Annotated in this window: 17 protein-coding genes; 8 read left to right on the top strand and 9 right to left on the bottom strand. The window is 71.7% G+C overall.

Annotation, left to right across the window (positions count from 1 at the left end; all coding sequences use genetic code 11):
* Positions 1-78 precede the first annotated feature (78 nt).
* The 3 genes from ACIBJH_RS28370 to ACIBJH_RS28360 all read right to left on the bottom strand — a co-directional run bounded on the left by ACIBJH_RS28370 (position 79) and on the right by ACIBJH_RS28360 (position 3,102).
* Positions 79-549, bottom strand: coding sequence for an NUDIX domain-containing protein (locus ACIBJH_RS28370; protein WP_399119711.1), 471 nt, complete (start codon positions 547-549; stop codon positions 79-81).
* Positions 546-2,084 (bottom strand): ATP-dependent DNA ligase, encoded by a 1,539-nt coding sequence (locus ACIBJH_RS28365; RefSeq protein ID WP_399119710.1) that lies wholly within the window; start codon positions 2,082-2,084, stop codon positions 546-548. The genes ACIBJH_RS28370 and ACIBJH_RS28365 overlap by 4 nt, the downstream gene beginning before the upstream one ends.
* A gap of 100 nt (positions 2,085-2,184) precedes the next feature.
* The gene (locus ACIBJH_RS28360) at positions 2,185-3,102 is read right to left on the bottom strand and encodes an NAD(P)/FAD-dependent oxidoreductase (protein ID WP_399119709.1); all 918 of its coding nucleotides are present in this window, start codon (positions 3,100-3,102) and stop codon (positions 2,185-2,187) included.
* 78 nt (positions 3,103-3,180) lie between these two features.
* On the opposite strand from ACIBJH_RS28360, the gene ACIBJH_RS28355 reads away from it, so the two are divergent.
* From ACIBJH_RS28355 to ACIBJH_RS28330, 6 genes are all read left to right on the top strand, one after another.
* Positions 3,181-3,762 carry a helix-turn-helix domain-containing protein gene (locus tag ACIBJH_RS28355; RefSeq protein ID WP_399119708.1) on the top strand — a complete coding sequence of 194 codons (582 nt, stop codon included), beginning with the start codon at positions 3,181-3,183 and terminating at the stop codon, positions 3,760-3,762.
* Positions 3,763-3,935: 173 nt separating this feature from the next.
* Positions 3,936-4,913 carry an NADPH:quinone oxidoreductase family protein gene (locus ACIBJH_RS28350; protein WP_399119707.1) on the top strand — a complete coding sequence of 326 codons (978 nt, stop codon included), beginning with the start codon at positions 3,936-3,938 and terminating at the stop codon, positions 4,911-4,913.
* A complete protein-coding gene (locus ACIBJH_RS28345) occupies positions 4,910-6,094 on the top strand; it encodes an acyl-CoA dehydrogenase family protein (RefSeq protein WP_399119706.1) in 1,185 nt (394 codons plus the stop codon). The genes ACIBJH_RS28350 and ACIBJH_RS28345 overlap by 4 nt, the downstream gene beginning before the upstream one ends.
* Positions 6,091-7,164 (top strand): acyl-CoA dehydrogenase family protein, encoded by a 1,074-nt coding sequence (locus ACIBJH_RS28340; protein WP_399119705.1) that lies wholly within the window; start codon positions 6,091-6,093, stop codon positions 7,162-7,164. The genes ACIBJH_RS28345 and ACIBJH_RS28340 overlap by 4 nt, the downstream gene beginning before the upstream one ends.
* A 179-nt stretch (positions 7,165-7,343) precedes the next feature.
* The gene (locus tag ACIBJH_RS28335) at positions 7,344-8,207 is read left to right on the top strand and encodes a phosphatidylinositol-specific phospholipase C/glycerophosphodiester phosphodiesterase family protein (protein ID WP_399119704.1); all 864 of its coding nucleotides are present in this window, start codon (positions 7,344-7,346) and stop codon (positions 8,205-8,207) included.
* Between the two features lie 110 nt (positions 8,208-8,317).
* Positions 8,318-8,512: a hypothetical protein gene (locus ACIBJH_RS28330; protein WP_026150825.1), complete on the top strand. Its 195-nt coding sequence runs from the start codon at positions 8,318-8,320 to the stop codon at positions 8,510-8,512.
* 20 nt (positions 8,513-8,532) lie between these two features.
* On the opposite strand, the gene ACIBJH_RS28325 is transcribed toward ACIBJH_RS28330, so the two are convergent.
* Together ACIBJH_RS28325 and ACIBJH_RS28320 are read right to left on the bottom strand one after the other, a co-directional pair.
* Positions 8,533-9,684, bottom strand: coding sequence for a phosphodiester glycosidase family protein (locus ACIBJH_RS28325; protein ID WP_399119900.1), 1,152 nt, complete (start codon positions 9,682-9,684; stop codon positions 8,533-8,535).
* Positions 9,685-9,876: 192 nt separating this feature from the next.
* Complete coding sequence (locus ACIBJH_RS28320) at positions 9,877-10,236, bottom strand: DUF779 domain-containing protein (RefSeq protein WP_399119703.1); 360 nt, start codon at positions 10,234-10,236, stop codon at positions 9,877-9,879.
* Positions 10,237-10,420: 184 nt separating this feature from the next.
* Between ACIBJH_RS28320 and ACIBJH_RS28315 the strand changes: the two genes are divergently transcribed.
* Both ACIBJH_RS28315 and ACIBJH_RS28310 read left to right on the top strand, forming a co-directional pair.
* On the top strand, positions 10,421-11,728 hold the full coding sequence (locus ACIBJH_RS28315) for a sensor histidine kinase (protein WP_399119702.1): 1,308 nt from the start codon (positions 10,421-10,423) through the stop codon (positions 11,726-11,728).
* Positions 11,725-12,426 (top strand): response regulator, encoded by a 702-nt coding sequence (locus tag ACIBJH_RS28310; RefSeq protein ID WP_399119701.1) that lies wholly within the window; start codon positions 11,725-11,727, stop codon positions 12,424-12,426. The genes ACIBJH_RS28315 and ACIBJH_RS28310 overlap by 4 nt, the downstream gene beginning before the upstream one ends.
* Before the next feature lie 6 nt (positions 12,427-12,432).
* Here the strand turns inward: ACIBJH_RS28310 and ACIBJH_RS28305 are convergent, their stop codons facing one another.
* From ACIBJH_RS28305 to ACIBJH_RS28290, 4 genes are all read right to left on the bottom strand, one after another.
* Positions 12,433-13,434: a MerR family transcriptional regulator gene (locus ACIBJH_RS28305; protein ID WP_399119899.1), complete on the bottom strand. Its 1,002-nt coding sequence runs from the start codon at positions 13,432-13,434 to the stop codon at positions 12,433-12,435.
* Positions 13,421-14,110: a HEAT repeat domain-containing protein gene (locus ACIBJH_RS28300; RefSeq protein WP_399119700.1), complete on the bottom strand. Its 690-nt coding sequence runs from the start codon at positions 14,108-14,110 to the stop codon at positions 13,421-13,423. The genes ACIBJH_RS28305 and ACIBJH_RS28300 overlap by 14 nt, the downstream gene beginning before the upstream one ends.
* 76 nt (positions 14,111-14,186) lie before the next feature.
* Positions 14,187-16,091, bottom strand: coding sequence for an ATP-binding cassette domain-containing protein (locus tag ACIBJH_RS28295; RefSeq protein WP_399119699.1), 1,905 nt, complete (start codon positions 16,089-16,091; stop codon positions 14,187-14,189).
* On the bottom strand, positions 16,088-16,978 hold the full coding sequence (locus ACIBJH_RS28290; RefSeq protein ID WP_399119698.1) for a phosphotransferase: 891 nt from the start codon (positions 16,976-16,978) through the stop codon (positions 16,088-16,090). Before ACIBJH_RS28290 ends, ACIBJH_RS28295 begins: the two co-directional genes overlap by 4 nt.
* Positions 16,979-17,677: the final 699 nt, after the last annotated feature.

The following is a 17,677-nucleotide window of genomic DNA, read 5'->3' as shown; positions in this document are numbered from 1 at the left end:
GACCTTCCCGCGTGGTGGGGACGGCCGCAACGCGTACGCCCCCGCTCGGTGCGAGGGCGCCCGCGCCTGCGTGGTCGCTCAGCCCGAGTGCTCCGCCAGCCGGTCGAGAAACGTGGCCTGCGCCTTGACGACGACGGCCCGCGCCCGTTCGAGGCCCATCCACTCGACCCGGTCCAGCTCGGGGAACTCCTGGACCTGCCCGGACTTCGGCGGCCACTCCATGCGGAAGGTGCCGGGGACCACGGTCGCCGGGTCGAGATCGGCCTCGATCGCCCACGCGGTGACGACCTTCCCGTTGGTCTGCCGCACCTCGCCCAGCTCGATCGCCTCGCCCTCGGGCGGCGCGAGCCCCAGCTCCTCCTGGAACTCGCGTCGGGCCGCGTGCCATGCGGTTTCGTCGGGCTCGTACTCACCCTTGGGCACACTCCACGCCCCCACGTCCCGGCGTGCGAAGAACGGGCCGCCCATATGCCCGAGCAACACCTCCAGACCGTGATCGGTGTGCCGGAACAACAGCAGCCCGGCGCTCCGCTTCCCCGTCCCGCTCACGGCTTCACCTCCGGATGCGCGGCCAGCAACGTCTCCACCGTGTCGGCCTCCTCCGGCCGCTTGTCCTCGCGATAGCGCACGACCCGCGCGAAGCGGAGCGTGACACCGGCCGGGTACCGCGTGGACTTCTGCAGTCCGTCGTACGCGATCTCTACGACGAGTTCGGGCCGTACGGTCACCACGTGGCCGTCGCTCTCCACGGCCAGCCCCTGGAGGCGCTCGGTCTGCCAGGTCAGCACGGCGTCGGTCATGCCCTTGAAGGTCTTGCCGAGCATCGCGAAGGAGCCGTCGGGGTTGCGGGCTCCGAGGTGGAGGTTGGAGAGCTTGCCGGTGCGGCGGCCGTGGCCCCACTCGGCGGCCAGCACGACCAGGTCGAGGGTGTGGACGGGTTTCACCTTCAGCCAGGAGGCGCCCCGGCGGCCCGCGCTGTAGGGGGCGTCGAGGCCCTTGACGACGACTCCCTCGTGGCCGCGCTTCAGGGTCTCGGCGAGGAAGGCCTCGGCGGCGGGGATGTCCTCCGGGCCGGAGACGAGTGTGCGGCGGACGCGCATCGGTTCCGGCACCAACTGGGCCAGTTCCGCGTGCCGTTCGGCGAAGGGGAGGTCGAGCAGGTCGCGGCCGTCGACGGACAGGGCGTCGAAGAACACGGGGGAGACGGGGACGGTCTCGGCGGCCGTGGCCACGTCCACCCGGGAGCCGACCCGGCCCGCCGTCTCCTGGAAGGAACGGGGCCGCCCGTCCTCGTCGAAGGAGATGACCTCGCCGTCCAGGATGAACCGCTCGCCTCTCAACTCCAGGGCCGCGGCGGTGAGTTCGGGGAGGCGGTCGGTGATGTCGTCGAGGGTGCGGGTGTAGAGCCGTACGACATCGCCGTCGCGGTGGACCTGGACGCGGATGCCGTCGAGTTTCTCCTCGACCGCGCACTCGCCCAGCTTCTCGACCGCCTCGGCGACCGAGGAGGCGGTGTGCGCGAGCATCGGCAGGACCGGGCGGCCCACGGTCAGGCGGAAGCGGTCGAGGGAGGCGGGGCCGTCGGTGAGCAGGGCCTCGGCGACGGTCTGGAGGGAACCCGCCAGCATCACCGCCCTCCGCACATCCGCCGGACGTGTGCCGGTCGCCTCCGCCAGGCCCTCCACCGCGACCGCGTCCAGCGCGCCCTGCCGGACCTCGCCCGTGATCAGACCGAACAGGAAGTGCTGCTCGTCGGCGGTGGCCGCACCCATCAACTCGCCCACCAGGCGCGCCCGTTCGGCCTGCGAACCGGCGCCCGACACCTTGCCGAGAGCGGTGAGACGGGCATCCACCTCGCGCACGGTGAGGGTGGGTTCCGAGGCCGGTGCGACCGGCCGGCTCAGCACCTTCCAGCCGATGCCGAGCCGGCCCTGCGGCAGGCGGCCCGCCAGGTACGGGATGACGATCGGGACGTCGTCGGCCTCCGCGTCCCGGAAGAGTTCCGCGAGCAGAGCGATCTTCCGGGACCGCGCCGAGGTGGCGGCGACCTCCTGGGACACATGCGCGAGCCGGGTCAGCAGCATGCAGCCATCGTGCGGCGCGCTCCGCTGTTTTTCACGCCGACGAACGGTCGTTTTTTTGTCTGCGGGTGCGTTGTGGCTGGTCGCGCAGTTCCCCGCGCCCCTAGGGGGCGGTGTCGAGGTCGGTCATGAGTAGTTCCCCGTTGATCGTGGCGCCCGCGCGGTAGCCGGCGGAGGCCGCGTTGACGACCTGCTCGCCGAAGCCCATCGCGTTGCCGACCGCCCACACCCCGGGCACGGTCGTCAGGCCCGTCGGGTCGACCACGGGGTACCTGCCGAAGGGGGTCTCCTGCATTTCGGCGCCCAGTTGCTCCAGCAGGCCGGTCTGCGGGATCGGGCGGGGTGCGACGAACACGGCCTCGCGGGGGTACGCGGTCCCGTCCGTGAGACGGACGCGGGTGAGCCGGTCGTCCTCGACGGTCAGTTCGGCGACTTCCCCCGGCACCACGGCGACCCCGGCAGCCGCCAGCCTGCGCAGGTCCTCGTCGGTCAGCTCGGACTCGGCGACGGTGTGCAGGAACAGGGTCACGTCCTTGGACCACTGCGAGACCATCAGCGCCTGGTGCACGCTCATCGGCGTCGTCGCGAGCACACCGAAGGCCTGGTCGCGGACCTCCCAGCCATGGCAGTACGGGCAGTGGATCACGTCACGGCCGAAGCGCTCGGCGACTCCGGGGATGTTCGGCAGCTCGTCCTTGAGGCCGGTGGCGATGACGAGTCGGCGTGCGCGGACGGTCCTCCCGCCGGCCAGCGTGACGGTGAAGCCTCCGGCGATGCCGATGACCCGGTCCTGGACCAGCTCGACGCCGTAGCGCGCGATCTCCTCGCGGCCCAGGGCCAGGAACTCGGCGGGGGACATGCCGTCCCGGGTCAGATAGCCCTGCATGTGCGCGGCGGGCGCGTTGCGCGGCTCGCCCGCGTCGACGACGAGCGTGCGGCGCCGGGACCGGCCCAGGACCAGTGCGGCGGACAGACCGGCGGCGCCGCCGCCGATGACGATCACTTCGTATGCGTCGGTCACGGTGACCACCTCCACTCAGAAGGTCGCCCCGATCCGACCGTATTGACAAACGCGTTTGCCGAAACTGCAATGACGGTCATGAGCGACGACACGGACGAGGTCCTGGCGGAGGTCGGCCCGCGACTGCGGCGGATCCGGAAGGAGCGGGGCGCGACCCTCGCCGGGCTCTCGGAGACGACCGGGATCTCGGTGAGCACGCTGTCCAGGCTGGAGTCCGGCCTCCGCAAGCCCAGCCTGGAACTGCTGCTGCCGATCGCGCGGGCCCACCAGGTGCCGTTGGACGAACTCGTGGGAGCGCCGACGGTCCGCGACCCACGAGTACGCGCCGAGCCGATCGTCCGGGGCGGCCGCACCCACTGGCCCCTGACCCGCCAGCCCGGCGGCCTCCAGGCGTACAAGGTCCTGGAACCGCAGCGGAAGGTCGAGCCTGATCTGCGGACGCATGAGGGCTACGAGTGGCTGTATGTGATGTCCGGCCGCCTGCGGCTCCTGTTGGGCGAGCACGACGTGGTGCTCGGCCCGGGGGAGGCGGCCGAGTTCGACACCCGAGTCCCGCACTGGTTCGGCTCGACGGGCGAGGGCCCGGTGGAGTTCTTGAGCCTGTTCGGCCCGCAGGGGGAACGTATGCATGTACGGGCACGTCCCAAGAAGGCTCAGTAGAAGCGCCCCGAAAGGGGCGCGGGGAACTGCGCGCCCAGCCCCCACCGACCCGCGGTCAAAGAACTGCACGCACCCACCCGACCGTGACGAACCCGACGGTTCCCTGATCGGCAAGCGACCGCTTAGTATGCAACCGACCCCGGTCAGACAGAGCAGTCCCGTGGAGGCCCCGCATGCAGGCATGGCAAGTGCACGAGAACGGCGAGCCGAGTGAGGCGATGCGCCTGGCGGAGGTGGAACGACCCACGCCGGGCGAAGGCCAGGTCCTGCTCAAGGTACGCGCAGCGAACATCAACTTCCCGGACGTCCTGATGTGCCGCGGCCACTACCAGGTACGGCCTCCACTCCCGTTCACCCCCGGCGTGGAGATCTGCGGCGAGACCGAGGACGGCCGCCGCGTGATCGCCAACCCCGCGCTGCCGTACGGCGGATTCGCCGAGTACGCCGTCGCGGACGCCGTCGGCCTGCTGCCCGCGCCCGAGTCGCTGGACGACGCGGAGACCGCCGCGCTGCACATCGGCTACCAGACGGGCTGGTTCGGCCTCCACCGGCGCGCCCATCTGGAGGCCGGCGAGACCCTGCTCGTGCACGCCGCCGCCGGCGGGGTCGGCAGCGCGGCCGTGCAGCTCGGCAAGGCCGCCGGCGCCACCGTCATCGGTGTCGTCGGAGGAGCCGACAAGGCCGCCGTGGCGCGGGAGTTGGGCTGCGACGTCGTGATCGACCGGCGCACCGAGGACGTCGTCGCGGCCGTCAAGGAGGCCACCGGCGGGCGCGGTGCCGACGTGATCTACGACCCGGTCGGCGGCGACGCCTACACGCAGTCCACGAAGGTCGTCGCCTTCGAGGGCCGGATCGTCGTCGTCGGCTTCGCGAGCGGCACCATCCCGAGCCCGTCGCTCAACCACGCCCTGGTGAAGAACTACTCGATCCTGGGCCTGCATTGGGGTCTGTACGCCACCAAGAACCCGAAGCTGATCCTCCACTGCCACGAGCAGCTCACCGACCTGGCTGCCCGGGGTGTCATCAAGCCCCTGGTGAGCGAGCGCGTGCCGCTGAGCGGCGCGGCGGCCGCCGTGCAGAGGGTCGCCGACGGTGTCACGACCGGCCGGGTCACCATCCTGCCGTCGTTGGAGAACGGAGCCGCCGCATGACCATCGATGCAGCGGAACTCAGGCGTCGTACGGCCGAGTTGCTGACCGCGCACCCACCCCTGGAGACCGACAGAACAGCCTTCCTCAAGGCGCGCTTCGACGCCGGACTCGCCTGGATCCACTACCCCGAGGGTCTCGGCGGCCTCGGCGCCCCGCGCGCCCTCCAGGCCGTCGTGGACGCCGAGTTGGCGGCCGCGGGCGCCCCCGACAACGACCCGCGCCGGATCGGCATCGGCCTCGGCATGGCCGCCCCGACGATCCTCAAGTACGGCACGGAGGAACAGAAGCAGCAGTTCCTGCGGCCCCTTTGGGTCGGCGAGGAGGTCTGGTGCCAGCTGTTCAGCGAACCGGGCGCCGGGTCCGACCTGGCCGCGCTCGGCACGCGAGCGGTGCGTGAGGGCGACGGCTGGATCGTCAACGGGCAGAAGGTGTGGACGTCCAGCGCCCACCTCGCCCGCTGGGCCATCCTCATCGCGCGCACCGACCCGGACGTGCCCAAGCACGCGGGCATCACCTACTTCGTCTGCGACATGACCGACCCCGGCGTCGACGTCCGGCCGCTGCGCCAGATCACCGGCGAGGCCGAGTTCAACGAGGTCTTCCTCACCGACGTCCGCATCCCCGACGCCCACCGCCTCGGCGAGGTCGGCGACGGCTGGCGGGTCGCGCAGACCACGCTGATGAACGAGCGCGTCTCCATCGGCGGAATGCGCATCCCGCGCGAGGGCGGCATGATCGGCCCGATCAGCCAAACCTGGCGCGAGCGCCCGGAGTTGCGCACCCACGACCTCCACCAGCGCCTCCTCAAGCTCTGGGTGGAGGCCGAGGTCGCCCGGCTCTCCGGCGAGCGGCTGCGCCAGCAGCTCGTGGCGGGCCAGCCCGGTCACGAGGGCTCCGGCATGAAGCTCTCCTTCGCCCGCCTCAACCAGGAGATCAGCGGCCTGGAGGTCGAACTCCGGGGCGAGGAAGGCCTGTTGTACGACGACTGGACCATGCGCCGCCCGGAACTCGTGGACTTCACCGGCCGCGACGCCGGCTACCGCTACCTCCGCTCCAAGGGCAACAGCATCGAGGGCGGGACCAGCGAGGTCCTGCTGAACATCGTCGCCGAACGCGTCCTGGGCCTGCCGGCCGAGCCGCGCACCGACAAGGACGTCGCCTGGAAGGACCTCGCCCGATGACCGACCTGCTCTACTCGGAGGAGGAAGAGGCGCTGCGCGCCGTCGTCCGGGACCTGCTCACGGACCACTGCGACGCGACGGGCGTCATCGCGCGCACCGAGTCGGACGCCCCGCACGACCTGTCCCTGTGGAAGTCCCTCGCCGAGGGCATCGGCCTCGTCGGCCTCCTGGTGCCCGAGGCGCGGGGCGGCCAGGGCGCCACCCACCGCGAAGTCGCCGTCGTACTGGAGGAGTTGGGCCGCGCGGTCGCCCCCGTCCCGTACCTCACGAGCGCGGTCGTCGCCACCGAGGCACTCCTTGAGTGCGGGGCCGATGACCTCCTCGCCGAGCTGGCGTCCGGGCGCGGGATCGGCGTCCTCGCCGTCTCCCTCAGCGTCGCTCCGGGCGCCGCCCACAAGACCGTACGGCTCGAAAACGGTTCCCTGCACGGCGAGTTGACCGGGATCGCGGACGCGGGCGCCGCCGATGTGCTGCTGGTGCCGGGCGAGGACGGCGGGCTGTACGCCGTCGAGGCGAGCGCCGTGACCGTCGTACCGCAGGTGTCCCTGGACCTGACCCGGCCGCTGGCGCGTGTCGTGTTCGACGGGGCCGCGGGGCGCCGGATCGGCGACGCGGCTCCTGCCGTACGGCGTGCGCTGCGGGCCGGGGCCGGGCTGCTCGCGTCCGAGCAACTCGGGCTCGCCGACTGGACGTTGACCGAGACGGTCCGGTACCTGAAGGAGCGCAAGCAGTTCAACCGGCCCGTCGGCGGATTCCAGGCGCTCAAGCACCGGCTCGCACAGCTGTGGCTGGAGGTCGTCAGCCTGCGGGCCGCCGCACGGAACGCGGCCGACGCGCTCACCACCGGTGAGGACACCGGCATCGCGGTCGCCGTCGCGCAGGCCTACGCGGCGTCCGTCGCCGTCCACGCGGCCGAGGAGGCAGTGCAGTTGCACGGCGGCATCGGCATGACGTGGGAGCACCCGGCCCACCTCTACCTGAAGCGGGCCAAAGCCGACTCGATCGCCTACGGCACGGCGGGCGCCCATCGTGAGGCGCTGGCGGAACTGGTCGATCTGCGCGCTCCCTGACCGCCGTTCGACCATCCGGTGAAGCCCGTCCCACCTGGGGCGGGCTTTTCCGTGCGCTCCCGCCGAAGGAGTGAACAAGCAAGGACGGTCCGGCCAACTCCTGGCATGTACAGGTTCATTGGGGGCCGTACAGCCCCATACTCCCTGTGGTTCGAACCCGCCCCACAGGGAGGAACACCATGGCCCTCATCACCCGTCGCAGAGCCCTCACCGCGTTCGGCGCCACCCTCGCGGTCGTGCTCGCCCCGCCCGCCGGCAGCGCGTTCGCCGCCGAACAGGGGCACCGCCGACGCCCGTTGTGGCGCGCCCACGCCCACAACGACTACGAGCACCCCCGGCCCCTCTTCGACGCCCTCGACCACCGTTTCGGCAGCGTCGAGGCCGACATCTTCCTCGTCGGCGACCAACTCCTCATCGGACACGACGCGTCCGAACTCGACCCGAGCCGCACCCTCGAATCCCTCTACCTGGACCCGCTCTCCGCCCTCGTGAAGGCCAACCACGGCTCCGTGTACCGGGGTTGGCGCAAGCCGCTCCAGCTCCTGATCGACATCAAGACCGAGGGCTCCTCCACGTACCTCGAACTCGACCGTCATCTCCTGCGCTACAAGCACCTGTTCACCACCTACGCCCACGGACGCGTCCACCAGGGCGCGGTCACCAACGTCATCTCCGGCGACCGCGCGGCCCGTATCCCCATGGAGTCGCAGACCGTGCGCCGCGCCTTCTACGACGGCCGGCTCACCGACCTCGGCACCTCGGCGCACGCCTCCTTCATCTCGCTCATCAGCGACAACTGGCAGAACAACTTCACCTGGCTCGGCGACGGCGTCTTCCCCGACGCCGAGCGGCAGAAGCTGCGCGACATCGTGCGGCAGGCGCACACGGCCGGGCAGACCGTGCGGTTCTGGAACACCCCGGACCTGGCGGGGCCCGCCCGTGACGCGCTGTGGGAGGAACTGTTCGCCGCCGGTGTGGACTTCCTCAACACCGACGACCTCGCAGGACTGGAAGCCTTCCTGGACGCCCACCGCTCGGCGTGACACCACACGTTCGGGGGACACGTCGGTAGCCCGGATGAACCCTCCGCTACGCCACACTTGCGGCCGAACGCCGCGAACCAGACATGACGGCGTGGCGGAGGAGGGTGACGATGGCGATTTCCATCTCTGTGGTGCTGCTGCTCCTGATCCTTGCGGTGATCTTCATGCGCAGCGGCGGGCTCAAGCTCTCCCATGCGCTGGTCTGCGCACTGCTCGGGTTCTTCATGGCCAGTACCAGCATGGCGCCCACGATCCACAGCGGCCTCACGGCCACCGCGGATCTGGTGAGCGGACTGCATCCATGAGGTCAGCGGGTCATCCGAGGTCAGCGGGTTGAGAAGACTCCGACGCCGTTCGGTACGGGTCGCTCGGCGCCTCCGCTGGGGTGGTTCCGTACCGTGACGGCGCTCGCGCCGGGCGCGCGGGCGACCAGGGTCGTCGAGCCGCCGCCGTCCAGACTGAAGGCGTCGACCGAGCCCAACTTCTTCATCTCGGCGGCGACTTCGGCGATCGTCAGACCGCTGCGGTACGCGACCGCGCCGTCCGTCGCGAACAACAGCAGACGGTGGCCGTTCTGCGCGATCCCCACGGCCGTGCGCACCGCCGAGGTCGTGTTGTCGAGGCCGGACAGCGGCCGGCCGCCCCGCAGCACCGGATAGCCGCCCAGGGCGAAGCGGTACGGGACCCCGGACCGCGACGCCACCAGCCGGTGCAGCACCTGCACCCGCTCGCCGACGGACAGCTTCCGCAGCTGCTGCGCGCCCGCCTCACGGCCGACGAGGACGGTGGTGCCCGCGGCGATGGCACCACTGCCGGGAGTGTGGGACACCGACACGACCCGCGCGTGCCGAACGGTGACTTCGTACGTGTCCGTGCTGCACGCGGCGGCCCGGTCGGTGTCCGTGCCACAGGTGGCACGCACCCGGGAGACGTTGCCCCACTGTCTGGTGAACGCACCGATGGAGTCGACCGGCAGCGCGTACTGATTGAACCCGCCGAGCGGCATCCGACCCTCCGGGGTACCGACCGTCCCCTTGAGGGTGAGGCTGTCCAGCCGGGCCACGCGGTCGATGCCCACACCGAGCACGTTCCGCGTGTTCGTGCCGGGCGGGAGCGCCGGTCCGAAGCGCTGGCCGTCCGGCACCGACCCCTTGAGCGCGACACCGCTCGCGACGGCCGGTCCGTCGGTGGCACCCGTGGCCGCGACGCCCGGGTGCTGGGTCTCGCTGATGTTGAAGAAGTCGCCGTTGACGCCCGCGACGGCGCCCGCCGAGTCGGCCAGCTCGGAGACGGGCTCCCGGGCCGCCACCACGCCCGGGTACAGCAGGTTGACCCGCACATGGGTGTTGCGCAGGTCCACCACGACCACATGGGCGTGGGTCACGCCCCTGGCCGCCCGGATGTCGAACTGCCGGTAGGTGACGCCCGGCGCGAGCCGTGTGGTGCCCGGCACGGCACCGGCCGGTGCCGCCCCCACCAGGGCCGCACCGGCCAGCGCGCCGAATGCCGTGAGAAACGCGAGTGCCGGCTTGCCCGTTCTTAAACGGTCGGCTCTGAAACGTGCTGCTCCGGAACGCTTCTGACGGTGCGTCACAGTGCCCCCTGATGTCTCGTCAACTCTCCCAGGACTCAGGGGAAGTGCATCAGAAGACGATGGCCGACGGGGCTCCTAGGCGCCGACTACACGGGAACGGGTGAGAAAACGCACCCCCTCGGGTGCTTCCAGCGAGAAACCGCTGCCGCGACCCGCTACGACGTCCACGATCAGCCGCGTGTGACTCCAGACCTCGTACTGACTGCGCGAGATCCAGAACGTCACGGGTTCCGGCACGCCCTCGACGGCCAGCTCGGCGAGCAGCACGTCCGAGCCGCCGGTGCGGAACTCGCCCTCCGGGTAGCACATGGGCGCACTGCCGTCGCAGCAGCCGCCCGACTGATGGAACATCAGTGGGCCGTGCTGGGCGTGCAGTTGGCGCAGCAGGTCCTGCGCGGCGGGGGTGAGTTCGACGCGCGGGGTGTTGTCGTCCATGTCTGCCGTCCCGAGAAAGCCGGATGCGATGCCCCATCGCAGCACACGCAAGGTTGCGAGAGGGTTGCGTGTCCATCCGGGGCCGATGGCCAGGGATCTCATCCCTGGGATGTAGCCGCGGGATGTAGGTGGCCCGTCCCCCGGAGGGATTCCGGGCGGTGCCGTCGCCCGGGACAATGGGCCGGTGACGGTGGGAGAGGAAGTTCCGGCCCGGCTGCACCGAGCGGCCCGGGCGCTGCTGCGCCCCGGTGGCCTGCTGCCGCGCCCCACCGGGCAACAGCGGCTCGTCGACGCCGCGTTGGCGCTCGTGCTGACCTTCGTGGCGATGCAGTACGCGTGGGGCGACGGCTACGACGAGGCCCACCGGCACCGTATGACCGGCCTGGTGGCCGTCGTGTTCCTGGCCTCGGCCTCGCTGGCGTGGCGGCGCCGCTACCCGCTCGCCGTGCTGTGGATCGTGACGGTCGCGATGGCACTCACCCCGGACGACGTGGCCCGACTCACCTTCTACTCCTGCGTCATCGCCGCCTACAGCGCGGCGGCCTACAGCCCCCACCGGCTGCCCACCCTGGCGAGCCTCACGGTGACGATCGTCCTCATCAGCAGGTCGGGCGCCGCGGGTCCGCCCAACCCGTACGTCTACGTCGCACCCACCGTGCCCACCCAGTACGTCGCCCTCTTCATCTCGGCGCCGCTCGTCGTGGCCGCCATCGGCCTCAGGACCTGGAAACTGCGGGCGGCGGAGACCCGCACCCGGCTGACGGCGGTGGAGAACGCCAGGACCGAGGAGCTGCACCGGGCCGTGGAACACGAACGCGCCCGGATCGCCCGGGAGTTGCACGACGTCGTCACGCACAACGTCAGCGTGATGGTCATCCAGGCCGGTGCCGCCCGCAAGATCATGGACAAGTCCCCCGACGGGGCGCGCGAGGCGCTGCTCGCGGTCGAGGCGGGCGGCCGGGCGGCGATGGGGGAGCTGCGGAACGTGATGGGCCTGCTCACGATGGACACAGATGCAGGAATGGGCACAGCTCCCGGTGCACAACAGGGCTTCGAGCGCGCGGAGTTGGAGAGTCTGGCCCCGCAACCGGGCCTGGACCGGCTGGAGGTGCTGGTCGGCCGGGTACGCGACGCCGGAGTGCCGGTCGAACTGACCGTCTCCGGAACCCCCCGCCCGCTGTCCCCGGGAGTCGAACTGGCCGCGTACCGCGTGGTCCAGGAGGCCCTGACCAACACGGTGAAGCACGCCTCCGGGGCCGACGCCAGGGTCCGGGTGTCGTACGGCGACGACGAACTCCACGTCGAGGTCACGGACACCGGCGGCAGGCCCGGCCGCGCCGCGGCCACCGGCAACGGCCGCGGACTGATCGGCCTGCGCGAACGCCTCGCCGTCTACGGCGGCACCCTGCGCAACGGCCCCCGCCCGCTCGGCGGCTACCGGGTACAGGCCTTGATCCCGGCAGTCCCGGTACTCCCCCTGGAGGACCAGTGAACCGCGCGCCGCGCGTCGTGGTCGCGGACGACCAGGCCCTCGTACGCACCGGCTTCCGGCTGATCCTCGACGCCGACGGCATCGAGGTCGTCGCCGAGGCGACCGACGGCGCCGAAGCCGTCGAGGCGGTCCGGCGCACCCGGCCCGACGTGGTGCTGATGGACATCCGGATGCCCGACATGGACGGTCTGGAGGCGACCCGGCGCATCCTGGCCGGCGCTGTGGACGCACCGCGCGTGGTCATGCTCACCACGTTCGACCTCGACCACTACGTCTACGCGGCGCTCGCCGCCGGAGCCAGCGGCTTCCTCCTCAAGGACGTCACGCCGGAACACCTCGTGGCCGCCGTCCGCATGGTCCGGGCCGGCGACGCGCTGCTCGCCCCCGCCATCACCCGCCGTCTGGTCGAGCGATTCGCCCGCCGCAGTACGGAACGACCGTCCCTGCACCGTGACCTGGCCGCCCTCACACCCCGCGAACTGGACGTCCTGCGCCTCCTCGCCCAGGGCCTGAGCAACGCCGAACTCGCCACCGGACTCCACCTGTCCGAGGCCACGGTGAAGACCCACGTCTCCCACATCCTCGGCAAACTCACCCTCCGCGACCGCGCCCAGGCAGTCGTCGTCGCGTACGAGACGGGCCTGGTCAGCCCCGGGGCGTACGACAGGGGCGACGGGACGGAGCCGCGCGGGGCGTAGGTGTTGTCAGCGCGCCTCGCGCAGCTGAAGAAGGTATGCGGCAGTCAGCGCGACGGCGCGGTCCTCGTCGTGCGACAGCTCGACGAGGGCATGTGATGCCGTCGTCCCCGGAATGTCCGCCAGTGCCTGGGTCAGCCGCCCGCGTGCGGGTGCCCGGGTGGTGTCGTCGGCAAGGCGGTCGACGAGTCCGGCCGCGATCCGATCCGCTGTCGCGGTGTCGCTCGCCAGGGCGCTCAGCGCATCGGCCGCGTCGGTGTCGTTCCGTCCCGCCACGATCATGTCGACGAGCGCCGGGACCGCGTCGGGCACACCACGGGTACCGAGCGCCAGTGCCGCGTACCCACGGACCACGGCGTCGGGGTCGGCAAGGGCGTCCCGCAGCCGCGCGGCGGCTTCGTCGCCGGGCAGCTCGACGAGGGCCTGAACGGCACGTTCCCGCACCGCGGCCACAGGTGAGCCGAGGCCCTCCGCCAGCAGCGCCGGGGCGCCGCCGTCCTCCGACCGCGCGAGCGCCCAGCGCAGGGCGCCCGCGACGTTCGGCTCCGTCTCGCTGAGCGCCGCCTCGACCAGGGCCTCCACCGGTACCTCGTCGCCCGAGGAGAGGACCGCGCGCTGGCGGGCGTCGGCGCTCTTGGACCCCAGTGCCTGGAGGAGCGCGACGATCTGGAGCACGTCCTCCCAGCCGCCGGGGTCCGCGGCATGGATCCGGCCGAGCTGCGTGAGCAGTTCGGTCTCGGCCGCGATGCGATCGCGTGTCCGACGGATGAGGTCGCCGATGAGCGCCGAGGGCGTGAAACCGGGATCGTCGAGCGCGCGCCCGATCTCCCGCAGCGACAGGCCCAGCGACCGCAGGCTCTCGATGTGGAAGATCCGCCGAATGTCCTCCGCGGAGTACTCCCGATAACCGGATCCCGTACGGCCCGAAGGCCGCACCAGGCCGAGGGATTCGTAGTGCCGGAGCATGCGGGCACTGACCCCGGACCGTCTCGACACCTCACCGATCAGCACGGTTCTCATCGTCCGTCCTGGGCGCCCCGGTGAGGGCGGCGACGCGCTTGGCCTCCTCGATCGCCGACTCGAAGCCGGCGTCCGGGTCGCGCAGCAGCCTCTGGGTGGCGAGCGCGTGCGCCCGCACCCGCGGGTCGGGGACCGTCGTCGCGACACGCAGAGCCGGGACGATCACCTCACCCAGCGCGACCAGCGCCTGGCTCAGACTCAGCTGTGTCCCCCGCTCACCGCGCCCGAGCTGCGTCGCCAGCACCGTGGCCAAGGCGGACTCCTCGCCTTCCGGCACCAGCACGACCGCGGCCCGCCAGGCGCTCCTCGCCACCTCGTCGTCGGCGTCGGACAGCAGTGCCCGTGTGATCGCCGGCCACGCCTGCCGGTCCCCGATCTTGGACAGTGTGTGCAGCGCCTGACTGCGTGCCTGCGCACGCTCCGAACGGACCTCGCGGAACAGTCCGGGAAGCGTCAGGGACAGCGGGTGGCGGGTGAGCGCCCAGGTCAGCATGTCCCGGACGAAGAACTCGGGCTCGATCGCGCATCGCTCGACGAGCTTGTCGACGAAGCGCGGGTCGGGCGCCGTCCCGACCGCCAGCGCCGCCCGCAGCCGCACGGACGGACGCCTGTCCGCCAGCCCCTGGAGCGCCCGTATCGCATCCGAATCCGGTCTCGTCATGGTCATCGGGACCACCTCCTTGGGAAGCAGTGAAAACCTTGTCACCGTGTCAAGGTCAAACGGGACCGTCCGGCGCGTCCTCTCAGCGGTCGGTGGACAGGGCGAGGAGGTCGGCGAACAGGCCTCCTCCGGCGGCGAGTTGGTCGTAGGTGCCCTGTTCCGCGATCCGGCCGTGGTCCATGACGAGGATCCGGTCGGCGATCTTGGTGTTGACGAGCTGGTGGGTCACCACGATCGTGATGCAGTCGGCGGAGAGTGCCTTGATCCTCCGGAGGATGGTGTGTTCGCCGCGGGCGTCCATCTCCGAGGTCGGTTCGTCCAGGATGAGCAGTCCCGCTCTGCGGTAGAGGGCGCGTGCGCAGGCCAGGCGCTGCCACTGTCCGCCGGAGAACTCGCTGCCGCCCCACACGTCCCGGGCCAGCAACGTGTCCAGTCCGGCGGGGAGTTGGTGGACGGCCTCGGTCAGGCCGACCGCGTCGATCGCCTCCCGGACCAGGGCGTCGCCGTCCTCGCGCGGCTGGCCGAGGGTGACGTTGTCCCGTACCGACAGCGGCCACTGCGCGAAGGACTGGGGGACAAGACCGGACCTGACCCACAGGCTGTCGGGGTCGAGACGGGCGACGTCCTGGCCGTTCCAGGAGACCGTGCCCTTGTCGGCCAGGAAGATGGCGGCGAGCAGCCGGACCAGGGTGGACTTTCCCGACCCGTTCTCGCCGACCAGCGCGAGGATCTCGCCCTGCCGCACGGTCAGCGACACCCCGGCGACGGCCGGGGCCTCCTTGCCCGGATACCGGTAGGCGGCCTCCTCCATCCGGATCTCCGTGACCGGTCCTGTCAGCGTCAACTCGCCGCGTTTGGGCGCGTGTTGGTCGGCGTAGTCGAGGAAGGAGTCCATGTCGGCGAGATAGAGCGAGGTGTGGAACATGGCCGCGCCATAGATCACGACCTGGGAGAGTGCGCCGAGGGTGGTCTGCACGGCGACGACCGCGGTCCCGGCGATCGCCGGCTCGATCCTCCCGGTGCTCACCAGCCACGCGAGCGCCGCCCAGGTCGCGATGAGGAAGATCCCGCCGATCGCCGAACTGGCCAGCACGATCCTCAGCATCCGGGGAGTGGCGGTCAGGGTGCGGGCGTCGATCCGCTCGGAGATCGTGCGGTACCAGAAGTCGAGATAGCCGGTCATGGTGTTGGCGCGGATCTCGTCGGTGAACTTCGCGCTGGTGGCCCAACCCCGCAGGTTCTGGCGGACGTTGCGGTCGCCGACGTTCGCGTAGTGCGTCTCGTAGGTGACCCGGGCGTGCAGCACGGCGCCGACACCGGCCGGGACCACGGCGAGCAGCAGCAGGGGCAGCAGCAGTGGGTGCAGCACCGTCAGCACCCCGCTCGCGGCGGCCATCCGGATGACGGCGGCGGTGAGGCGGGTGGCGTCCTGGACCATGACGTGGCTGCGGACCACGCCCATCTCGGCGGCCTCCTGCCGGTCCGCGCACCCGTCCTCGGCGCGCGCGGCGGCCTCGATCCGGCACACCGCCGCCACCAGCGAACTGTCCGCCTCCGTGGTCAGCACCGGTGTGATCCGGCCATCGGCGTACGACGACAGCGCGGTCGCCGTCCTGCCGGTGATCGCGGCCAGGGTGATGACGAGGAGGGCGGGCAGCGCCTGGTGGAGGCGGTCGGGCACCGGGCCGGTGCCGAAGACCGCCCGCATCGCGTGCGCGGTGGCCGTGAGTTGGACCGCGGCACCGGCACCGACGGCCAACTGGCAGCCGATCAGCAGCAGTACGGCCCGCCGGTCGATGGCCCAGGCCGTCCGCGCGGTCCGTGTCAGCACGGACGGCAGCCGCCGCACCATCGCCGCGAACGCGGCCTCCTCCAGCGGGTTCTTGCTGTACTTGCCGCCGTAGCGCAGCTCGGCGGGTGGTGGGGGCGCGACTCGCCCCGCCCCCACCACCCTTGCGGACGCCGTCGGCCGGGGAGCGGGGCTCACACGCCCACCTCGCTCTTGAGCCGGTCCAGTACCGCCCGGGCGGTGTCCACTGCCGCCCGGTCCGCGCGGACCAGGCCCTCGGCCAGCGACCGCACCGCGTGCAGTCCCGTCAGACAGCGCAGGGCCTGCCGCTCATCGGCGCCCGGCGTGCGGCCGTAGCCGTCGAAGAACGCGGCGCGCACGCGCGGCCGTTCGGCCCACAGCCCGTAGGCGAGATGGACGAAGTCGACGACGACCGGGGCGAAACGCGCCCGGTCGAAGTCCTGGAGGGCGGGCCGCGTGCCGCCGGACCAGCGGAGGCCGGCTTCGATGCCGCCTCCGTGGATGAAGCCCAGGGGCAGCCGGTCCAGGACGCACAGGTGGTCGGCGAGCAGCATGACGAACTTCTGGTCCTCCGCCGACAGCCGGTCGCCGGCCGCCTCGGCATGGCGTGGCGCCGCGTCGGCGAGGCGGGACAGGAGCGCGGCTGCCTCGCGGCGCGCGGTGGTGGTGGGCCGTCCGGCCTGGTGCAGCTCGGCGACGAGCATCCCGGCCCGCCAGTGCACCGCCTGCAGCGCGGCCTCCGTCAGCCGCACCTGCGCCAGGGGCGCGCCGGGCAGAGCGGTCAGGATCATGGCCAGGTGCCGGGCCGAAGTGGCCACCAGACGCGGCGCGTTGCCGGGACCGAGGGCGGGCACGGCGTGCCGGTGGGCGAACGTCTCCCGGGTGAAGGCCCCTGGTGACGGCGCGGTCTTGAGGTGGAAGCGGGCGTTGTCGGACCCGCGGACCACATGCCACACGGTCGCGGCCGACGAGCCGGGTGGGAGTCGGCGTACGGCGGTGAGCGGGCCCAGGGTGCTCTCGGCCCATGAACGGAGCGGTGCAGGAAGGAGGTTCGGGTCGGTCATGCCCCCCACCTCGGTGTCGGACGTGACATATCCGCGACGGGCGATACGGCGGCACTGGCACCGGACGTCGTACGGGCACCGGCAGCCGCCCGAGTGACCTCGGGCCGTCCGGGGACGGGAGGGGCGCAGACGGCGGGGGTGGGGTGGGGGTTCATGGTTCCTCCAGAGGTCGATCAGGCGGGCGAACGGGCGTGGACCGGTGGCGGTGCACGGAGGCCACCGGAACGATCACCAACAGGGCTGCGTACAGGCCGGGTTGGGGACGACTGATGATGACCGGGACAACGAGCCCGCCGCTGGTTTCGAACACGCGTGTTTGAGTCGCTTCCTTGCCGCGTGGTTGCGGGGTGCCCTGGTCACGCACCCCCGAATTGCGGGGCCGAGGGGGATGCCGGTCGTGGCCGAATCGCAGCCCCACCTTTATGGATGTCTCTCCCGGCGAACCGGTGCTGTCGCTGCGAGGGCGCACACGGCCGGCCGTCGAGGCGCAGGTCGCCCTTGAGCGGCGGCCGGACGACGAACCGATCTGACCGGCGCTGCGGTACGCCCTGGAGCCCGCCGTGCGGCAGGGCAAGGACAGCGCCGCCGCACTCCAGACGACCCGGGCGCGTCGGCTCTCACCGCCGGCGCCCTCGGCTGCCTCGGCGCGGCCATCGAGACCTGGGCCGAGCGCTACGGTACGGTGCCGCTGCCGCAGCT

Source organism: Streptomyces sp. NPDC050548 (assembly GCF_044457385.1).
GTDB lineage: Bacteria > Actinomycetota > Actinomycetes > Streptomycetales > Streptomycetaceae > Streptomyces.
The sequence above is the reverse complement of the archived record's forward strand: the minus strand, read 5'-3'. Positions and strand labels throughout refer to the sequence as shown.